This is a genomic window from Cytobacillus sp., assembly GCF_964223445.1.
Taxonomy (GTDB): Bacteria; Bacillota; Bacilli; order Bacillales; family Cytobacillaceae; genus Cytobacillus.
The window spans coordinates 24,581-42,845 of the sequence record NZ_CAXQGS010000057.1 but is presented as its reverse complement, the minus strand read 5'-3'; the positions used below and the strand labels follow the sequence as shown (position 1 = coordinate 42,845).

Here is an 18,265-nt window from a genome sequence, read left to right as displayed (position 1 = left end):
CCGATAATTAAGTTATTTAGTTTCGCTCTAATAAACAAGAGCCCTACTACTTGATATGTAATAAGGCTCTTAAAAGTTGTTTGAAATTGAAGTGATTTAAGATAATATTGTTGCTTAAAAGGATATTAAAGTTGTTTCATTCTTTTTGAACTAAACCAGCTAATAGGAGTCAAGAACTTCTTATTAAAAATTTTTTTCTTCCGTGTTATACTTTGGAAGGCACGCCAAATAACCCTCCAAATACCTTTTGGAAGGTTTTTCATTAGCTGCTTTTTCTTGTTGATTAAGCCATATCTAGGAACTGCTCATTCCTTTTTAGGATTGCATAAATCCAGTGTAAAATCTTGTTTACACAAGCTATCATCGCTACTTTTGAAGGCTTTCCTTCATTTCGTTTCCGATCATAATACTCTTTTAGCTTCTTGTTCCTTGAGCTTCTTATACCGCATAATACGGCCATATATAAAGCGTGCCGTAATCGGCTTGAACCTCGTTTGGTAATATGATTTATCGTAGCGGTGAACTTACCTGATGAATGGACACTGGATCTATTCCTGCGTAAGCCACAAGTTTTTTAGGGTGATTAAACCGGTCAATTTCCCCGATTTCAGAAATAATCGTTGCCGCGATTTTTTCTCCTATACCGGGAATTGATTGGATTATCTTACATTCTTCAATTTCTTCTGCCAGGACATCTATCTGCCTCTCCAAGCTTGATAGGTGTTCTTGGTATTGAAGAAGCATATTGATATACATATCCAAACTGAACAACTGGCTTTCATAAACACCTTGTTGGAATGGATTCCGCTTAGCTGAAGCCATTAATTTGTGTGCCTTCTCCCTCATCCAACTTGGGGATCGTTTAATACGCATTTCCTTAATTCGTGCCAAAATCTTTGCTTCTCCTGCCATCAGTACATCTTCGGATGTTGGAAACTCCTTTAATATTTTAAGAGAAACTTTCGAAAATAAATCCCCGAAGACTCCCCTGTATTCAGGAAATATCTGATCAAGAAGAGTATGAAACTGAAGTTTTGCCTGGATGTAAAGGTTCGTAACGGTTTCGTATTGCCTTGACAATGTTCTCAGGTTTAGAAGTCTCAGTCCTCTTTTCTTATATGGCTCAAATTCTTCCTTGTAGTAAAGAACACAAAGGTGATATGCATCAACTGCATCAGTCTTTACCTTTCTAAGGCTTGTTTTCTTAGCTTGATAAGAAATGATGGGATTTACCAAGATGTATAGATACTGACATCCCTCAAGACATTGAATAATCGGTGTATGGTAATGTCCTGTAGATTCAAGAATAACTGCTGGCCTAACCCCAGTATGTCCCTCTATCTCTCTCAAAAAAGAAATAAGCGAATCTAAATCCTCCTTGGTATGCTTTACACTGAAACTTTTCCCGAACGGCTTGTCTTTATCTAAAAAGGCTTGAACCTCACTTTCTCCTTTGGCTACATCTAGGCCAATGACTGGATTCATTAATATCTCTCCCTTAGTTTTACTCACCAGTAACCCCTATACCTTCCTGTCGTTCCATAGCTTCGCTTGTTATACGAGATCATTTGTCCCAACCAGCCTCAAACATCATTCTACAAGTAGGGGGCGAACAGTTTAGTTGACGAGATCTAACTCCCACGCACCCGTACGTTCTACCCTGGCTACTGAAATAATAGGTCCTATAAAAAAAAGAGCAACCAGTAAAAACTGGTTAACTCTATAATACGAAGCACCCTTTAGCTTAATAACAATATTTCACATACTCCCCTCATTATTATCCTTCACAATCAGGTTATGGGATTCAACAACACTACTACAGGAAATTACTAAAAATTACGACCGACTTTAAGACACTTTACAAGCAGAATTGCCATTAAAGCGTGTTTGGGCTCTTGTGGTTGAAGAAGATCAATAAGAAGTATTTGCCTGTACTTTCGAGGGAGAGAAAAAAAGTAATAAAGGGAAATTTATTAGAACTATTTTATTACCTGCTAAAAACAACCAGGAAAATAATTACAGTAATTAGGAATGGGCTTATCCATCCTAAAGTAAATGACGAGATTTCAGGTCCTTTTCGTGGCTTCCAAATCTCAATAAGATTTGAAATAAACTCCAGAACAGCAACTACACCTGTAACCCATAGTACCACTAGTGCTATATCAGCTTCTTCGTACACTTTTTGATTTGATTCAATAGCTACTCCAAACAAATCAGACATTGATTGATACCATTCGTTTATATATTTTCCTAATCTATTTGTATGAGATGGCCCTGATATTTGATTCCAAATCCAATTGACAAGAAATACATAAGATATAGCTTTCGCGAAGGTAATAAATAATGAAAAACCTTGGAAAAATTGAGATTTGTTGATATAACGTTGCTCTAACTGACGTTGGGCAATTGCTACTTTCCGTGGTGGAAGCTCTTTTATTTCTTCAAGCACGCTGGTCTCTCCTTTAAAACACTGTTAATCGAAGATCTAAATTATCAAACCGTTCTATGATGATATCATTTAATCATCCTGCAAGCTTCACAACTTATCAATTCTTATTTGTTCTTGTTCTAATAAACATTTATACTTATCAACCTTTTCTTTATCTTTTAATTGTTCAGCGAAATACCTTGCTTTATAAAACTTATTTAAAGAATTATGTTCTTTCTCAATCTCATTGAAACTGTTTGTAAATCGGTATTGGCTATGAACCAGTCTAATCCATCTATCAAGAAAGAATGTTTAATATCAACTATTACTCCTTCTATTTCGAGCCATCTGGTTCAATCCACCAAATGTCCTTTCGTTCTTTTTCAGCAGGATTTTCAAAATGATGGGTGTAATTTGATTGGTCAAGATTAAAACTTCAACTGTTTTTCGAGCCGGCACTGATATGGTGGGGGCAGTAACTCACTTTTCTTACCAATTTTTATTAGGTAAAATGGACAATTTACGAGGTGCAATATTTATGATAGGTTCTCCTGAAATAAATAAAGTAATTGGAAAAAATATTATCTCCCACTTTAAAAGAAAATGGGTTTAGTTAAAGTTAATACAAGGCATAATTGGGCTTGTATTGACCACTGCATATGGGTATTAGACATCGTTGCGGTTTGGAAGTATTTTTCTGATGTAGCTGTATGGTCTCCTATGTCAATCCATGTAGATTTAGGAATATTTTTTGATTTTGATCCACCAAAACATAGTGATTTTAAACATACCTCTTCTTGAACATTACTGCCCAAGTTTGTTATATAAGAAAAAGCTGCCTGATTTGGCAGCTGATCTTGAACATAAGCACCCGTTACTTTAAGTATATTTATTCACATTCAATGGCTTTAACTTCTAAAGAAACAATTTTTTAATGTTAGAAGGCCCTGTATATGTAGTTGAATATTTCAATTACACCGATATTAGTGTTTACTTAAAATGGTTTTTATTAAATTCCTTTTTTATATACCCTGAACACCATGAATTATTATTTCTAACATGATTAGGAATTGCCTCCATAATGTCCTTCTGAACATTGTTGTTTAGGTACATAAGAACCGAGTAAATTACCACTTCGATCTTTGTTTTTATAGACAACTACTAAAATATCAATAAACCAATTTCAAATCTGCGGTTATTTCTACTGACATTCCTTCGTGAAGAAATGTATTACTCACCGTAGCAATATCTTCTAGTGAACCAATTTCAATTGGTTTTTTCAAAATCTGTTTAATTCTTTCATCATCCGTATTTATGATGATTCTCGCTTCACTTTGATTTTCAAACCGATTATGCTTAATTGCTAATTCCATAGGTGGTCTCCGTCCAAAATCCCACCAACCATATTCACCGTATTTATTAAAATCAATATAGGAAACAGGTGTAATGATTATTTCCTCTCTATTTAGTCCCAATGCCATAAGGGCATTGATTATTCTTTGTTCAAACTCCTTGAAATCGTGTATAAAAATAACAGCAGGCTTATCTTTTTGATTTAATTTCTCTACTTCTTGAGGATCTAGATTATCTACAAAATCTCTAAAATATGATGCTGGAACCGTTGCTGTTAATCTGTGTTTTCCCTCTTCATTTGGGCAATCAAACATACTTTGCTTTAAAATATAAAAGCAAAAACATGGCAACTCCATATCCTTAGATTTCTTCAAGTAAACACGTTGTCCAATAGGGATACGCACCAAATCAGGATGTTCTTTATATTTCTGATTCAATTTAGTCATATGCTCAATATCAAACATATGAAATGTTGCTATTGTTCCTTCTAATTTGTCTCCGCGCCCCTCACCTTTTTCAAAGGCATACTTAACCCAAGAGCTTGGTGTACTAAATTTAATTTCGCCTTTTTTTAATAAAGAATCAGCATATTTTTGAGTAGTGCAGCGAAATACTGAAATAAAGTTCTCGGGTTCTGCCCATGCACCTTTCTCTTTCACTCTATAAATCCTCCCTATATTTGTAACATAAACCCATTAATAGCAGTAGGTCTAGAATAACCACGATCATAAATTATGAATATTTAATTATTTACGAACTGATTAAACCCTTTTTTACATACGACTGGGAGACGTCCTATATAGTTGCGCCTTTAATATTAAATTTATTTACTTTGAAATGACTTCACCATTATCATTAAAAGTCCATTTATCTAAATCTTGGTCAAAAATAATTTGGTCAAAGTCCTCATCAAGAACTTTAAATACCAATAAGGCAACTTTACTCCCTTGGTCAATAATAATTTCAGTTGCACTTTGGCTACTTGTGAATTCATAGTCAAACCCTCTGACTCCCACTAATACCCCTGCCATTTTAACATATTTAATTGTACTAAATTCATAACGACCAGTAGTTGGAGAATCCGGGTCTCTTGGTAGACTATTGAATATCGGATTTAATACAGTTTGCAGATTTTCTTGAGGTCTCCCTGCTTGATCATAAAAGAATGTTTCTCTGGTACTTGTGTTTTGAATTGTATTAATTTCTTCATTTGCATTAGCATGAAATTTTTCTATTTCCTGTTCATTAGCTGCAACCCAAGTTAATGTAGGTTGGTTCATAAAGGTAATCGTCCCTTTTATATGTATAGCTTTTATTCTACCTTCCCAGTCCTCCTCTTTAAAACCTCTAAGTATAGCTAATTTTATTCCTTCGTCTTCTGCAAAGGTTCTGGCACCTCTTGTATATCCTTTAGTGGTAACAACAAAAGCTTCATTGGGGTTAATTTGGTTAACAGCACCAAAGAAATCCCTTACTATACTTATCCCAACTTTTGAATCATAGTCTTTACATTCAATTAAGATTCGCTTAGATACATTTGAGCCTGGGCTTTGAACTGTTACATCTATTTGATGTCCTGTTTTCTTTCCATCTCCACGAAGAGTTAAGTCATGAATAACAACATCATTCTGGTTTAGTATTTTAAATACTACTGCTGCAAGTTTTTCATACTTTGTGCCTTGCTTTAATTTTTCCTCTGCAATAATTTCGTTGTAAATAGTGTCCATTTCTTTACACATTCTAGCTCTCCCTTTTACCTTATTATACCATGAATTACAAGTATAAGGATGGCTGAAACAAATGAATTACAAACTAAAGTGTAGACAAATACTTAAAAATATTTATCGCTTTTATGGTAGACACCTTATTAATCTAAACTAACCATTTTGTTTAATTAAATTGTTTCCAAGACCGTTAGTTGCAGACAGAAGGCTAATTTAATTCACCAATAAACAATATTTAACTACCCAAAAATGTTACTCACCGAAAAAAAGAAGCAATCCCTGCATCGCCACAATGTGAGTAGGATTACTTCAAGAAGAATTCCGGCTGACTTTTTTGTAAGCTGCCAAAATCTTATTTTTATTATTGGAATTTGTATTCAATATCATTCAAGGTGAGATTTATATCATTTCTCTTTGATGTTCAAAGCAATAAATATTGCCCTTAAACGTTCTTGTTTTAAATGACAATAGCTCCTTTATTCAACATTTAGTTCAAATGTAAGTAACATCCACGGCACTCCTGTATACTCAATCTTTCTCTAAAAATAAGAAAAGCTGCATCTTAAACAGCGTATTTATTTTGAAAAATAGAGACTCTTTCTTTTCCGATTATGAACTCCGATTATGAATACATAAAAAAAAGATTTATTAGGAACTTTTTTGTTAAAATATTCAATTCATCAAGTGACATTCCTCGTTTCTTAATATAAAATAACATTAAGGAAGGAGGAATGATTATGCCAAAAGTAGAACATGTTGCATCATACTTACTAAGTATTAGCAAACCTGGCACTTCTTGGTCCATCACTCCGCTAAAACTTCAAAAGTTATTGTACTATTGCCAAGGTTGGCATATGGCGTATAACTATGGAAAAGACTTGTTTGACGAAGATATGGAAGCTTGGGAGCACGGGCCTGTTGTCCCAGAAATTTATCGGAAGTACAAACACCATAGATATTTAACAATACCTAAAGAAACATTTGAAAATAAAGAAAACAATGGAAAGCCTTTATTAACAAACAAACAATTAAACATAATAAATGTTGTTTGGGATACGTATGGACAATATGATGGTAAATACCTAGAAGAGTTAACTCATCAGGAGGAACCTTGGATAAACACACCGAGGGATAACATTATTGAAAAGGAAAAACTGCTTAATTTTTTTAATCGTTTAGCAAGGAATGTTTAATATATACAAAGTTTGGGGCGAGACATTCTCGTCTCTTTTCTATTCTAAAGGGGAAATTTCTTTATGTTGAAACTTATTAAGGAACTGCTAAAACAGAACGGGCAGTTAAAACCAAATCTGTTATATAGACAAGCCACAAATAAACAAGAAATCTTTAGGCTCTTTTCTACCACAAAAATTTACCTTCGAACTGGAGCAAAGAGAAGATTTTTCAACACCATCACTCACAATTTTTTTGTTCTTTATTTGTTTTTCATGCTTATCTATTTTCTTGTTCCACCTATCACAACTCCTGCTTCTGAATCATTAAAGCATTTTATAGATAGCCTTTTAGTTTCAACAGGTTTTAAAAATTTTAGCGATGCAACCGTCAAGTACTTCATAACAACCTCAACCAATTTGTTGGTCACAGTTCTTACTATTCTTTCTGCCATGTATGTATTTACACACCGAGAACAAAAATCCATTTCTCCTTCTCTTTATAATGAGACAAAGAAAAATGGCTTAGTAGTTCTAGGAGTTATTATTATAATTTTCACCATGGTTACAGGTCATACACTTTCTTCACATTTGGAATCCTTTTTATCAGCAGAGGAGAATAATCTCATCCATCCTTTACATTATACAAAGATGTTATTTTACAGAATTGGTATTTGGTTAACTGGGCTTTTCTTTGCCATAATGTTTGTTACATTGTTAATCAAATATCTGTTCGAATCCATGAACGCAGATAAAATGCTAAAGAATTCAATTTCTCTTTTATCCGATAACTTTGACGCTTTGGCTGCTTTTTACAAAACTGATAAATTTGATAAGCTTTTAGCTGATATTTACAAAGCGCAACATCACAACGCAGAAAGCATTTTTCAATATTTCAAATTCCTTGGAGATAACAATATGAATAGGGATTTTGATGAAGACATTAATCAATTGTCCGAAGTCATCGAGAAACTTAAGAAGCCTAACGAGAAACTTGAGGTGAAAAACGTAGCTAGTTATTTGTTGGAAAGGGATAAAGAATATTTTCTTGAAATCTATAATTCTTTGCTTAGAAACACACTCTCTCTAACATTACATTTATACAAAAATAATCATTACAACAAGGGCAGAAAACTAACAAATCTGTATTTCTCTTTATTTATAAATGGCGAGGACAGCTTAAAACAACACTACACGTTATGCCTGAATGAATTTTTAGATTCGTTGGATACTTCTAATGAACGACAATTAAAGCATTTCTTAAGCGGTTTACAAAGACTTCCAGAAGATAGCACTCTAATCATATATAAAAATCTGATTCTAAGGCTCATTATAAAAGGAAATGTTAGCTTATTAACAACGGTTGTATATGATTTTAAAAAACATATTACTGAAGGGATTGAACGTTTCAAATCCAAATCTTCACATTCAATGTTTAAAGCAATTGCTACGCAGAATCAAATCAAAATGAAGCAAAACGCTCTTATAATACTCTTGCAATCATTAGTGAAATCTATTGAAATTTCTCAATACGGGATTGCTGGTTTTTTGGTTAAGTATATGATTACTAACTTCAATGGGAAAGATATTAATGAAGCTTATAAAAATTTAAGACAAAACCCATCTTCATTCACATCCATTCTCGAGTCACCAAATGAGAGTGTTTTGATTGAGGATGATAATGAAATAGGTCTTGTAGGATTGAATGAAGAGACTTTCGATTATTGTTGCAAGAAAATGTGGATTCTCTTATACGGCCAGCAACAGTTCGCAGTAAAAGAAAAACTCTGGTTCGTATCCGAAGTTGAATTCGAAGTTGTTGAATTAGCAAGTGAGTTCAGAACCTGCTCATATTCTCATTATGTAATGAAAAAAGTTCTTACAGCTTCCTCCAAATACGGCATGTTGTTCTTTGGGAACAAAGAGATAATGATAGACATATACGAAAAACTAAATATTGTGCATCATTATTCAAAAGATGAACCAAAAAATTCTATGAAAGGACCCCAATATTCTCGGTAATATCGGGGTTCTTTTACTTAATTCTTCTTTATTTATATCAAAAATACCTTCATAAAATCAGTACGATTTACCTTTTTTCTAAGAGGTAGCTTTTACTGCTGTCAGGAAGTAGCCATTAATAGAAAAACGACAGAGTATTATTAACCTTCTACCTAACAAACACATAAGAATATCTTCATATCCTCTACTAGTTACTTTATTTGCTGCATCTAACTTTTATTTTTCCGTTGTTAATACCTCGTTAAATATTTTTTACGTGCATATCCTTTTTTAAATATTAGTCTAGAGCATTTCTTTTATTGGACAAGGCACCTGTCCCGGTGTCCCTTTAAAATAACCCTAATTCCACGCAGGGAATTAGGGCTTAAGATATCTTCTTCAAAGAAATAATAAATATTTATCATTCTATTTGATTCGTTTTTTTGCAAAAAAGCTCTGTAGAGATTTCTCTCCACAGAGCTTCGTAAATACTTTGCAGGGTACAGGGGCAAACTCCAGACTCCGCGTAAGGGTAACCTTATTGAACAGTTACAGTAACATCTTTAGTTTCTGTAATTCCATTTTTAGTAAATGTGATTGTTAGAGTAGCTGTACCAGCTTTAGCATTAGCAGGAGTACCACCATCTGCAACTAATGTAATAGCTCCTTGGCCATCAACTGATAAAATAGAATCCGCATTAGTTTTAACAGCAATTGCCTTTATAACTGTTGCGTCAACATTTGCTACTTCAGCTGCTTTTAAGAATAAAGCATCATTTACTGAATCACCTGCATTATTAGTAGCAGCTACAGTTTTATTTTCATAACGAGCAAGTTCTGAATTTACTGCAGTTTGTGATGCATCAGCATTGTAGTTACCTTCGATAACAAATGATTTTTCTACACCATTTACAGAAGCGACTACAGATGCTGATTCACCTACGTTCAAGTCTGCAACAGTTGCAGTTGGTTTGTTATTGTTTGTAATAACTACGTCAAATGCTTTTGATGGTGTAGCTGTTAATTTAATTTCTGATAGATAAGTTGTAGCAGCAGCATCCTCAACAAGAGTTACTACTCCATAACTATCAACTACCGCGAAATCAACCAAGTCGCTAATTGTAGTTTGTGCATATCCAGAAGCCACTTTTGAGACTTCTTTAATTTCATCAAATTCAGCTTTCGTATCAACGTCAGTTGAAATTGTTGATTCTGCCACTACCTTTACAGCCGTAACTGTTGGTTTAACTTTAGAAACAGTTACTTCTTGAGCAAATTTTTGACCAGTTGCATTAACAGTAACTGTCACATTTGCTTTGTGCTCTTTAGCATCCGTTGCATAAGGAACTGTTCCACCTGTTTTACCACCAGAAGTATCTGTATCAAGAGCGAATACTCCTGCAGAATAGTCTAGGTATCCTGGTGCATCTACAGTGAACTCACTATCAGAAAGTTGTACTTTTGTTCCATCATCTAATAGACCATAAACTTTTAATGTTTTATTGTAAGTAGCGCTGTTAACTAAGCCTGCACCAACTTCGTCAAAAATATTTCCGATCGTATCTACTTGATAAGATACATATTCTTTACCATCAGTAACACGGAAAGATACAGATTTTTCACTGCCTGAAAGTACTTTATTATTAACTTCATCTTTGATTGAAATTGTTACTTTTTCAGTACCTACTGCCAAAGCATCAACTTCATTTGTATTTACAAGAGCAATTGCACCTGCATTTGCTTTTTCTTCAGAAATTACTAATGAATAATCTGCAGTGAATAAAGCAGTTTTTTGTGCTGTAGTCAATTCACGCTCATATTGGTCAATGATTTTTACATTAGCAGGAGTAATTGCTTGATTAGCTGCATTTGTTAATACAGTTGTTTTAATCGCTGAAGTTACTCCTTCTACACGTACAGGTTTTGCTGCTGCTTTAACTTGGATGTTAGCAATAGTAGATTTTCCAGTCGAAGAAACTGCTACTAAAGATAAATAGCCTTCTGAAACATTACCCGCAGCAACTTCTACACCTAGTTTACCGTCGACTGTTTTAACAGTTGCTCCAGTAGCACCTGATACTTTAATACCTCTAGTTGCGTCAGTTACAACTTTTTCGTCAGTAACTAGGTTACCTTGTTTATCAAGAACTTGAATTGGAACAAATAATTTTTCACCAGCAACTGCTAAGTTAGGAACTTCAAACGTAACTGCATCAGTACGTTGGCTCTCCTCAACTTTTACTGTATAAGAAGCATTTTTACCAGTTGCAGTAGAAATAATCATTACAGTAGATTCGCCAGCTTTTGGTGTACCAGTTACTTTTAATGCTGTAACGTCTTTTCCGTTAACTTTGATTGTTTCAAAATTAGTTGAAACGTTCGCTACCAAAGCATTGGTTTGGTTTACAATGACAGCATTCTGTGCGTCAAGAGCTGCTTCATTTACTACTTTACCGTATTGGTCTTTACCTTCAACCAATAAGTAGAATGCATCTTTAGAAAAGTCTGTAGTCTCAGTTAAAGCTTTTCCGTCTTTATTGTAAAGACCGTTAATCGCAATCTCAGAAACTGCAGCTTTTGCAGATACTTTTACTGTTGAAGAAGCAGATTTACCAGTATCAGCATGAACAAGAGTTAAAACGATAGAATCTCCTTCTTTAACAGTTCCAGAAACTGGAATTGTAGCAACACCTTTTGAAGCAGTAACAGTACCATTAACATTAACTACTGTACCAGCAGCATTTACTGTTAAAGGAGTTGTTGCAGTAATATCTTCACCATATTGGTTTACAACTTTATATCCAACATTTACAGCATCACCATTTGAATTTAACACTGCATTTTCACTAAGAATTTGAACAGATTCTACTCTTTCGTTAGTAACTGTTGTAGTTCCAGTTAAGGCTGTTTCAGTTAAGCCACTTACATTTACAGTGTAATCCCCAGCTGTAAACTTACCTTCAAGTTCAATAGTAGCTTCTGTTTTAGCGTCATTCCAAATGATTGTTGCGTAGTTAACTTTTACAGAACCTTTTTTCACTTCAAATACAGCTTTAGTTGTATCAACAGCTTTGTTGAAAGTTACTTTAAGGCTTTTAGCGTTAATCGCACTTACACCAGCAACCTCTACAACTCCAGGAGCTACTTCAAGAGTTTCAGCTTTATGTAAGAAGATAGCGAATTCACCACGAGTGATTTCATCTCCAGTACCGAAGCTAGTTTCTGATTTACCAGAAGTGATTTTGTTTTCTACTAGAGCTTGAACTGCTTGCTCGTAACGATCGCTCACGTCAGTGAAAGTTAGAGTTACATCGCCTTCTAGCTCATAAGCTTTTGCGATAACTAGAGCCATTTCACCGCGAGTCATTGTGTCAGTGAAACCGAAGTTTGTAGCAGATTTACCATTGAAGATTCCTGCTTCTTTAAGAGCATTAACTGCTTCTTTAGCACGAGCTGGAACATCTCCGAAACCAGCGTCAGGAGCGTTTGCTCCGTCAAGACCAAGAGCTTTAGCAATCATTACTGCTGCGTCTCCACGCTTAACTTCTTTTGAAACTCCGAAAGTAGTTTCAGTTAAACCATTTGTGATGTCGTTCTCAACTAGGTAGTTTACTGCATCTGCATAACGATCAGAAACATCTGAAAAGCCAGCAGCAGCAGCAGGAGCTACAGCAGATGCTACTAAAGTAGCTGTCGCAGCAGTTGCTACGAATTTACGGTAAGACTTTGGTTGGTAAGCCATTGTAATATTTCCTCCCTGTTTTGTAAAAAGTGTTTCCCTAAAACGATGAGATCACCGTTTAGTTAGTATTTTGCAAGTTAACCCCTATTCCGCATATATTGGTAATTTTATAGTTTTTATGTACCATTTGGCAGAATTGGAAAACTTAACTTGATTCTATTCTACCAAAATACTACTATAATTCAACCATTTTTTACAATTTTCAACGTTGTAAAAATTACCAAATTATTTCTTCATAGGAATATATAGTTAACTTTTTTGAATCGCACTTACTCATTATACATAGCTTCTTTATAAATTGGAAGTTTTTAAGTAAAAAAGTTAAAAAACCCACTTTTTTATAAAGTATCCAATTTCCAAGACGTATGGATCAATAAAAAGTTTCCACAATCAGAAACATTTTCCATAAATAAGTGCATAAATACTTAGTGCCTTTTTTATTATCGTCTTATTTCCTTAAAACTTTAGATTTAGCTTAAAAAAATTCTCTGTAGTTCTTCAGCAGATATGAATATCATATTTGCGTATCCAAGTGCATAAAAAAACAGAGTGCACACTGCACTCTGTTCCTATGCTTATTTCCCCAGTTCTTCTTTCCTGTTAAATGCCAGGAATCCAAGTGCGAGTCCGGCGGTGAGCCAGAAGATCACGTTAAGCTGAGGAATAAATATTAAGTTATTGGATAAATTCTGGACCATATAGCACACGCTTCCGGTAAATAAGCCGACTGCCACGACTCTGCCCAGCAGGTTCTGTCTAAAATAAAGCTTAATAATCGTTAAGAAATAAATAACATAGATCAGCATGAAGGAGAACAATCCAATAAATCCGGTTTCCGCTCCTACCTTCAGATAAGAGTTATGAACTGAATAGCTCTCATGGCCAATATAAAGCTCGGGATATTTCGTTACATAATCCTTGTAATTCGCTGTATAGTTACCCATACCCACTCCAAGCACTGGGTTGTCTTTTAGCATGTACCATCCTGTCTTCCAGAGTGTCATGCGGGAAACAACGGCGCGATTGGTTGTCGTATCTTCTTCTTTTGTTTCTTCCTCTTCTTCCACTTCTTCAGGCTCGCCGTCGCCATCTGTATCAGGCCCTTCTGCGACATGGCCGTTGGATCCGCCCTGCGGAAGGAGCTTTTCAATCGCATACAGAGCTGAGCTAGTACGGGATTGCACATCCGGCATAAAGTACAGAACCGTGAATAGGATGGCAAATGAAAGCAGGATATGCGGTTTGATCACATTTTTAATGAATTGCTTCGGCATCAGGATAATGAGCAGGATGCCTGCACAGAACATCGTCACCCATGCTGCGCGTGTGTAAGTCAGGATGACATTTACGACATAAATGGCATAAACAGCGAACGCAAGAAGCTGTGCTGTGCGATTTTTAAAATACACAACTGCCAAAAGCAATACGGTCGGGATAATATAATTTAAATAGGCCGAATAATAGTTCGGATTTACAAGGGTTGAGTCCACACGTCCTTTTGCTTCTTTCAGCGCATAAAGCCCAGCTTTGTTGAGAGAGAAGTTAAAGACGTACTGCAGCACTCCAAAGAGCCCTACAAAGATCACCGCTGCTCCAAACCATTTCGCTAATCCCATGTACTGTTCTTTTGTGAAGTTCACTTTGGCCACAATCAGGAACAGGACAACATATGATAGATAACGTGCTATTTCCATAACCGCCGACTTTAAATCGATGGCATTGATGACTGATATGAGGGATACCAGCAGAAATAAACCAAAGGCTGCCGCGAGAGGCCAGATTTTCAGGTCATTCAGCCTGATTCGCCCTTTCAGGAACTCATATATAGCCGCAAGGGTTACAAGTGGAATCAGGATAATTTCTATTGATAAAGGGATTGGCCCCAGGTACGTCTTGAAATATAAAATCGGAATCAAGAACAGACAGGCTGCCGTAAGATAGTATGTCAAAGTATTTTTATTAGCCATTATAAAGCTCCTTTATTTCGTCAATCACGCTTTCCTTTGTATAGATTACACGATTCGACTGGCATAGACAATTTTAATTTTTTCCTATTTTCACTAATTCATAGGTATGCAAGGTTTCCTTATAAAGCTGCTTTAGTGAGAAATGATCTGAAGCATACTGATAAAGCTTGTCTCCCATCTCTTTTAACGTGCCATTCTTCGATGCATTGTATGCCTTTAAAAAAGCAGAAGATAAAGCTTCGGCCTCTCCGGGCGGAACAATCCATCCCGTTTCATCTTCTGAGACAAGCTCCTTTACGCCTCCAACATCCGTTGTAACGAGCGGGATATGCTGATTGGCTGCTTCCAATAAGGCAAGCGGAAAGCTTTCACTGAAGGAAGCAAGCAGACCAAGATCTGAAGCAGCATAAATGGAATCCACATCCTGCCGGAATCCTAAAAACCGAACTTGTTTGTCTACTCCCATGCTCTGCGCTTTCTCCATGAGCTCAGCTTTAATGAGGCCATCCCCGACAAGTACAAGCTTCATATCCGGTTTGTCCAGCTTTTTGATGCTTTCAAATACGATTTCATGACCCTTTATGGGATGAAGTCTCGCCACCATGGTCATAACAAAATCATTATCTTTGAGGCCGATCGACTCTCTCGAAAGAGGCTCTACCTTATGGGACGTGAATTCGATCCCGTTATAGACAGTTTTAATCTTTTCACCTGGAATTCCAAGACTGATGAGATTTTGTTTAAACGTGTCCGAAACAGCGAAATAATAATCCATCCGGTTGAGAGCAAACAGGCTCAGCCTGGTGAAAACTGTGCCCTTCAGTCCGCCTTTCATGAAGTCCAGCTTTGGATCACTATGGACCGTCGTAACCCATTTGATACTCACCCGGCTTTTAAGATAAATGCCAAAAAGATTCGCTCTGGGGCCGTGGGTATGCAGAATGTCATAACCATTTTCACGAATGAAACTGGCAAGCTTATTCAGAATCGAAAGATCATATCGGGAGGACTGCTTGAATAAATGAACATCAATTCCCGCTTCCCTTGCCTCCTGGGAAAGGGCGCCTTCCTGAAGAACAGCAAGTGATACCTGCTCCTTTGGAAATTGGGACAGCAGGGTGATCACATGCTTTCTCGAACCGCCTGTTTCTCCTCCGCTGATAAAATGAAGAACCTTCATTAAATGCTGCCTCCCTGTCCGGAGTGACGTTCTTGATACATCTGTTTCTTTTCATCCACGTTCTTTAGGATCCCCCATAAGAGAGTAGCCGCCTTATTGACCTGCTTAAAGATCTGACTGAAATGATAGTTCTTGTGGTCAACTGTATCGAATTGGGCAGGGAATTGGGCAGCCGGGATCTCAAGAAACGTTTCGACTGCCTGTGCCCTTGTATCAGGCACCAGCTCAGTCTTAATCTTGCTTAGCTCAATAAATCCGTCAAAGTCAATGGCCTGGGACTGAAATATATCCACTGCTCTTTCCTTCGTTTGAAATGCCTCCGTTATATCAATAACGGTATTGATTTCATTCGGCGGGATCGGACAGTTGATCTCATACAGGCGTACAGCTGCCTGACTCTGCGTCTCCTTTAATACATCGGAAAGGATTCTTCCTGTCGACACATGATCTGGATGGCAATCTACAAATGTTGGGCAATAAATATAATCCGGCTTTTTGTCATAGATTAAGTTCGTGAACAGTTCACGGGATTGCTCATTACTCTCAACCTTGCCATCCGGAAGATCCAAAAAGACGATGTCCTGAAATCCGAGAAGCTCCTGAACCTCTTTGGCTTCCTGCTTGCGTTTGGCCATCAATTCTTCTTTTGAAAGCGAACTGACACTGCCTGATCCGTCTGTAATATAAGCAACCGTTACCTGCTGCCCTTTTTTTACATGCTCGATAATGGTTCCGCCGAGCCCGATGGTTTCATCGTCCACATGCGGTGCCAGAACCAGAACATTTCCCTTTGTGATCCTTGTCAGCACCTTCTCCTCTTTATAGAAGCTTTTCAGCTTTTGACGTGTATAAGGAAGGATGAATGGCTTGGCCATATTCAATACCGTTCTCTTTATATTAGAAGCCATCTAAGCCACCTCCTAAAATGAATCTACATCTGCCGGTGTGATGTACCAGTTTTCAATTCCGTCGTCTTCTGTTAACAAAGGATCAACCGGCTTTCCGACAAGCGGCATTGGGTTATCTTTATGGGCAAAACGAAATTTTTTTAAGGTCCGAAAATAAGAGGAATGGGTTAATGCCCATGTCTGGATGACATCTGCATCCTCCAGGTCCTTCAGCGTACCTGCTAAAAGCTGCTCCCAGACTTCTTCATTCTCTATAGCGAGCATATCAACAATGGTGCCATTCCTGACGGTTCCCCCGCCAAATGTCTTTTCCTCTATGGAAATGACGGAATACCCGCAGAGCATATCTTTTTCATACATAGCAATCATTTGATAAACTCGATCGGGATGTCGATGAAAGCGCCAATTTAGGAATTGGGCATCTCTTTTCAGCAGGATAGGCGCGACTCCTTTGCTGCTTTCCCAAAGAGCATCAAACTCTCTTCCACATTCCGATATGATTTTAAATAAATATTTTTGCGAATCGATCCTGGTTTTGTTCTTTAGAAAAAGATCGGCTATTTTCACCAGCGGCTTGGCCGCCTTTAATACCGGAAGCTTATTCACTACCAATGATGAAAGGCGATTGATTCGAATCAGGCGGGGTATGCTGGCTATTTCCTTTGCACCGGTATAGCGGACGAATAATTCCTTTGCCTTTTCAGCAGGATAGCCATATAAGTAGTCGATCCCTTCCTCCTGGGCCGTGCTGATCATTTCCAGGTTCAGCTTTTTATAAAACCCTTTGCCCTGATGCCTTGGAGAAACCATCGTGTCATTTCTGGCACCAAAGGTCACTTCCCTGTCATACCATTTTGCTTTTGAAGGAACAAGAGCCACGTGGCCGGCGATTTCATTGTTTTCCTCTGCCACCGTAATGACCGAACTATTTAATGGGTTTTCCTTGAACTTCCACTCCCAATGCACAAGGGAACGCTGTTTCCGGAACACCTCGTGAAACAGCGCATTGATTTGTTGTTCATCGCCTTTTTTATATGAACGGATCATTTTTCCAGCTCCTTAGCGGCTGAATAATACCCTGATTAAGAATTTAGGCAGGTTCAGCTGGCGTTTGAGTCTTTTCGGTTCCTTCAGTAAACGGTAAAGCCATTCAAGTCCAAATTTGCGGAAGAATGCTGGCGCTCTCTTTGTTTTCCCTGAAAATACATCAAAGCTTCCGCCCACACCCTGGAAAACTTTAACGTTGAGGTGTTTCATGTTTTCCTTGATCCACAGCTCCTGCTTCGGACTTCCTAAAGCTACAAATAAAAGCTTCGCTCCGGATTCATTGATTTTATTTACCAGTGCCTGATTATCTTTTGTGTAGCCATTTTCATAACCGGCAATATTCAATGTTGGAAAGCGTTCCTCCAGCTTTCTTTTCGCTTCGGAAACAACCTCCTCCTTCGCACCAAAGAAAAACACACCGTGTCCTTCCTCGGCAGCAAACCGGAGCAATTTCTCCATCATATCGACTCCGGTTACCCGCTCCCTTAAGGAGCCTCCTTTTATTTTGGAGGCGATAATCATTCCGATGCCATCAGGAATCTGATAGGTGGACTCGTTAATCAGCTCTTTTACAAGCGGATTGCTATTCGCTGTAATCACCTTTTCAGGGTTCACCGCAATGACTGTTGACTGCTTTCCTTCACTGATGCGGCTTCGCAGATCATCGATGATTTCATCATAGGTCATCACAGATACATTCACACCAAGGTATTGTTCTTTTCTCATACTAGCTTCCAAGCTTT

Annotated in this window: 12 protein-coding genes and 1 pseudogene; 3 read left to right on the top strand and 10 right to left on the bottom strand. The window is 37.1% G+C overall.

Annotated elements, in window-relative coordinates:
* Window positions 1-283 precede the first annotated feature (283 nt).
* Window positions 284-1,485, bottom strand: a pseudogene (locus tag ACEQ1T_RS10875) (IS110 family transposase).
* 502 nt (window positions 1,486-1,987) lie between these two features.
* Window positions 1,988-2,449: a hypothetical protein gene (locus tag ACEQ1T_RS10870; RefSeq protein WP_370222882.1), complete on the bottom strand. Its 462-nt coding sequence runs from the start codon at window positions 2,447-2,449 to the stop codon at window positions 1,988-1,990.
* A 397-nt stretch (window positions 2,450-2,846) separates the two neighbouring features.
* Here ACEQ1T_RS10870 and ACEQ1T_RS10865 point away from each other — a divergent pair, with 397 nt between their 5' ends.
* Window positions 2,847-3,041: a hypothetical protein gene (locus ACEQ1T_RS10865; RefSeq protein ID WP_370222880.1), complete on the top strand. Its 195-nt coding sequence runs from the start codon at window positions 2,847-2,849 to the stop codon at window positions 3,039-3,041.
* A gap of 556 nt (window positions 3,042-3,597) precedes the next feature.
* Here the strand turns inward: ACEQ1T_RS10865 and ACEQ1T_RS10860 are convergent.
* Together ACEQ1T_RS10860 and ACEQ1T_RS10855 are read right to left on the bottom strand one after the other, a co-directional pair.
* Complete coding sequence (locus ACEQ1T_RS10860) at window positions 3,598-4,440, bottom strand: hypothetical protein (protein WP_370222878.1); 843 nt, start codon at window positions 4,438-4,440, stop codon at window positions 3,598-3,600.
* Window positions 4,441-4,608: 168 nt separating this feature from the next.
* On the bottom strand, window positions 4,609-5,520 hold the full coding sequence (locus ACEQ1T_RS10855; protein ID WP_370222876.1) for a restriction endonuclease: 912 nt from the start codon (window positions 5,518-5,520) through the stop codon (window positions 4,609-4,611).
* Between the two features lie 722 nt (window positions 5,521-6,242).
* Here ACEQ1T_RS10855 and ACEQ1T_RS10850 point away from each other — a divergent pair.
* Entirely contained in the window at window positions 6,243-6,698 is a 456-nt protein-coding gene (locus tag ACEQ1T_RS10850; protein ID WP_370222874.1) for a Panacea domain-containing protein, read from the top strand.
* A 63-nt stretch (window positions 6,699-6,761) separates the two neighbouring features.
* Window positions 6,762-8,699: a hypothetical protein gene (locus tag ACEQ1T_RS10845; protein ID WP_370222872.1), complete on the top strand. Its 1,938-nt coding sequence runs from the start codon at window positions 6,762-6,764 to the stop codon at window positions 8,697-8,699.
* A gap of 517 nt (window positions 8,700-9,216) precedes the next feature.
* On the opposite strand, the gene ACEQ1T_RS10840 is transcribed toward ACEQ1T_RS10845, so the two are convergent.
* From ACEQ1T_RS10840 to ACEQ1T_RS10815, 6 genes are all read right to left on the bottom strand, one after another.
* Window positions 9,217-12,420 (bottom strand): S-layer homology domain-containing protein, encoded by a 3,204-nt coding sequence (locus tag ACEQ1T_RS10840; RefSeq protein ID WP_370222870.1) that lies wholly within the window; start codon window positions 12,418-12,420, stop codon window positions 9,217-9,219.
* 575 nt (window positions 12,421-12,995) lie between these two features.
* Complete coding sequence (locus ACEQ1T_RS10835) at window positions 12,996-14,387, bottom strand: O-antigen ligase family protein (RefSeq protein ID WP_370222868.1); 1,392 nt, start codon at window positions 14,385-14,387, stop codon at window positions 12,996-12,998.
* 73 nt (window positions 14,388-14,460) lie between these two features.
* Window positions 14,461-15,567, bottom strand: coding sequence for a glycosyltransferase family 4 protein (locus ACEQ1T_RS10830; protein ID WP_370222866.1), 1,107 nt, complete (start codon window positions 15,565-15,567; stop codon window positions 14,461-14,463).
* Complete coding sequence (locus ACEQ1T_RS10825; RefSeq protein WP_370222865.1) at window positions 15,567-16,475, bottom strand: PIG-L deacetylase family protein; 909 nt, start codon at window positions 16,473-16,475, stop codon at window positions 15,567-15,569. Before ACEQ1T_RS10825 ends, ACEQ1T_RS10830 begins: the two co-directional genes overlap by 1 nt.
* Before the next feature lie 12 nt (window positions 16,476-16,487).
* Window positions 16,488-17,522, bottom strand: coding sequence for a GNAT family N-acetyltransferase (locus tag ACEQ1T_RS10820; protein WP_370222864.1), 1,035 nt, complete (start codon window positions 17,520-17,522; stop codon window positions 16,488-16,490).
* Between the two features lie 12 nt (window positions 17,523-17,534).
* Window positions 17,535-18,248, bottom strand: a complete 714-nt coding sequence (locus ACEQ1T_RS10815) for a WecB/TagA/CpsF family glycosyltransferase (protein WP_370222863.1) — start codon at window positions 18,246-18,248, stop codon at window positions 17,535-17,537.
* Window positions 18,249-18,265 lie beyond the last annotated feature (17 nt).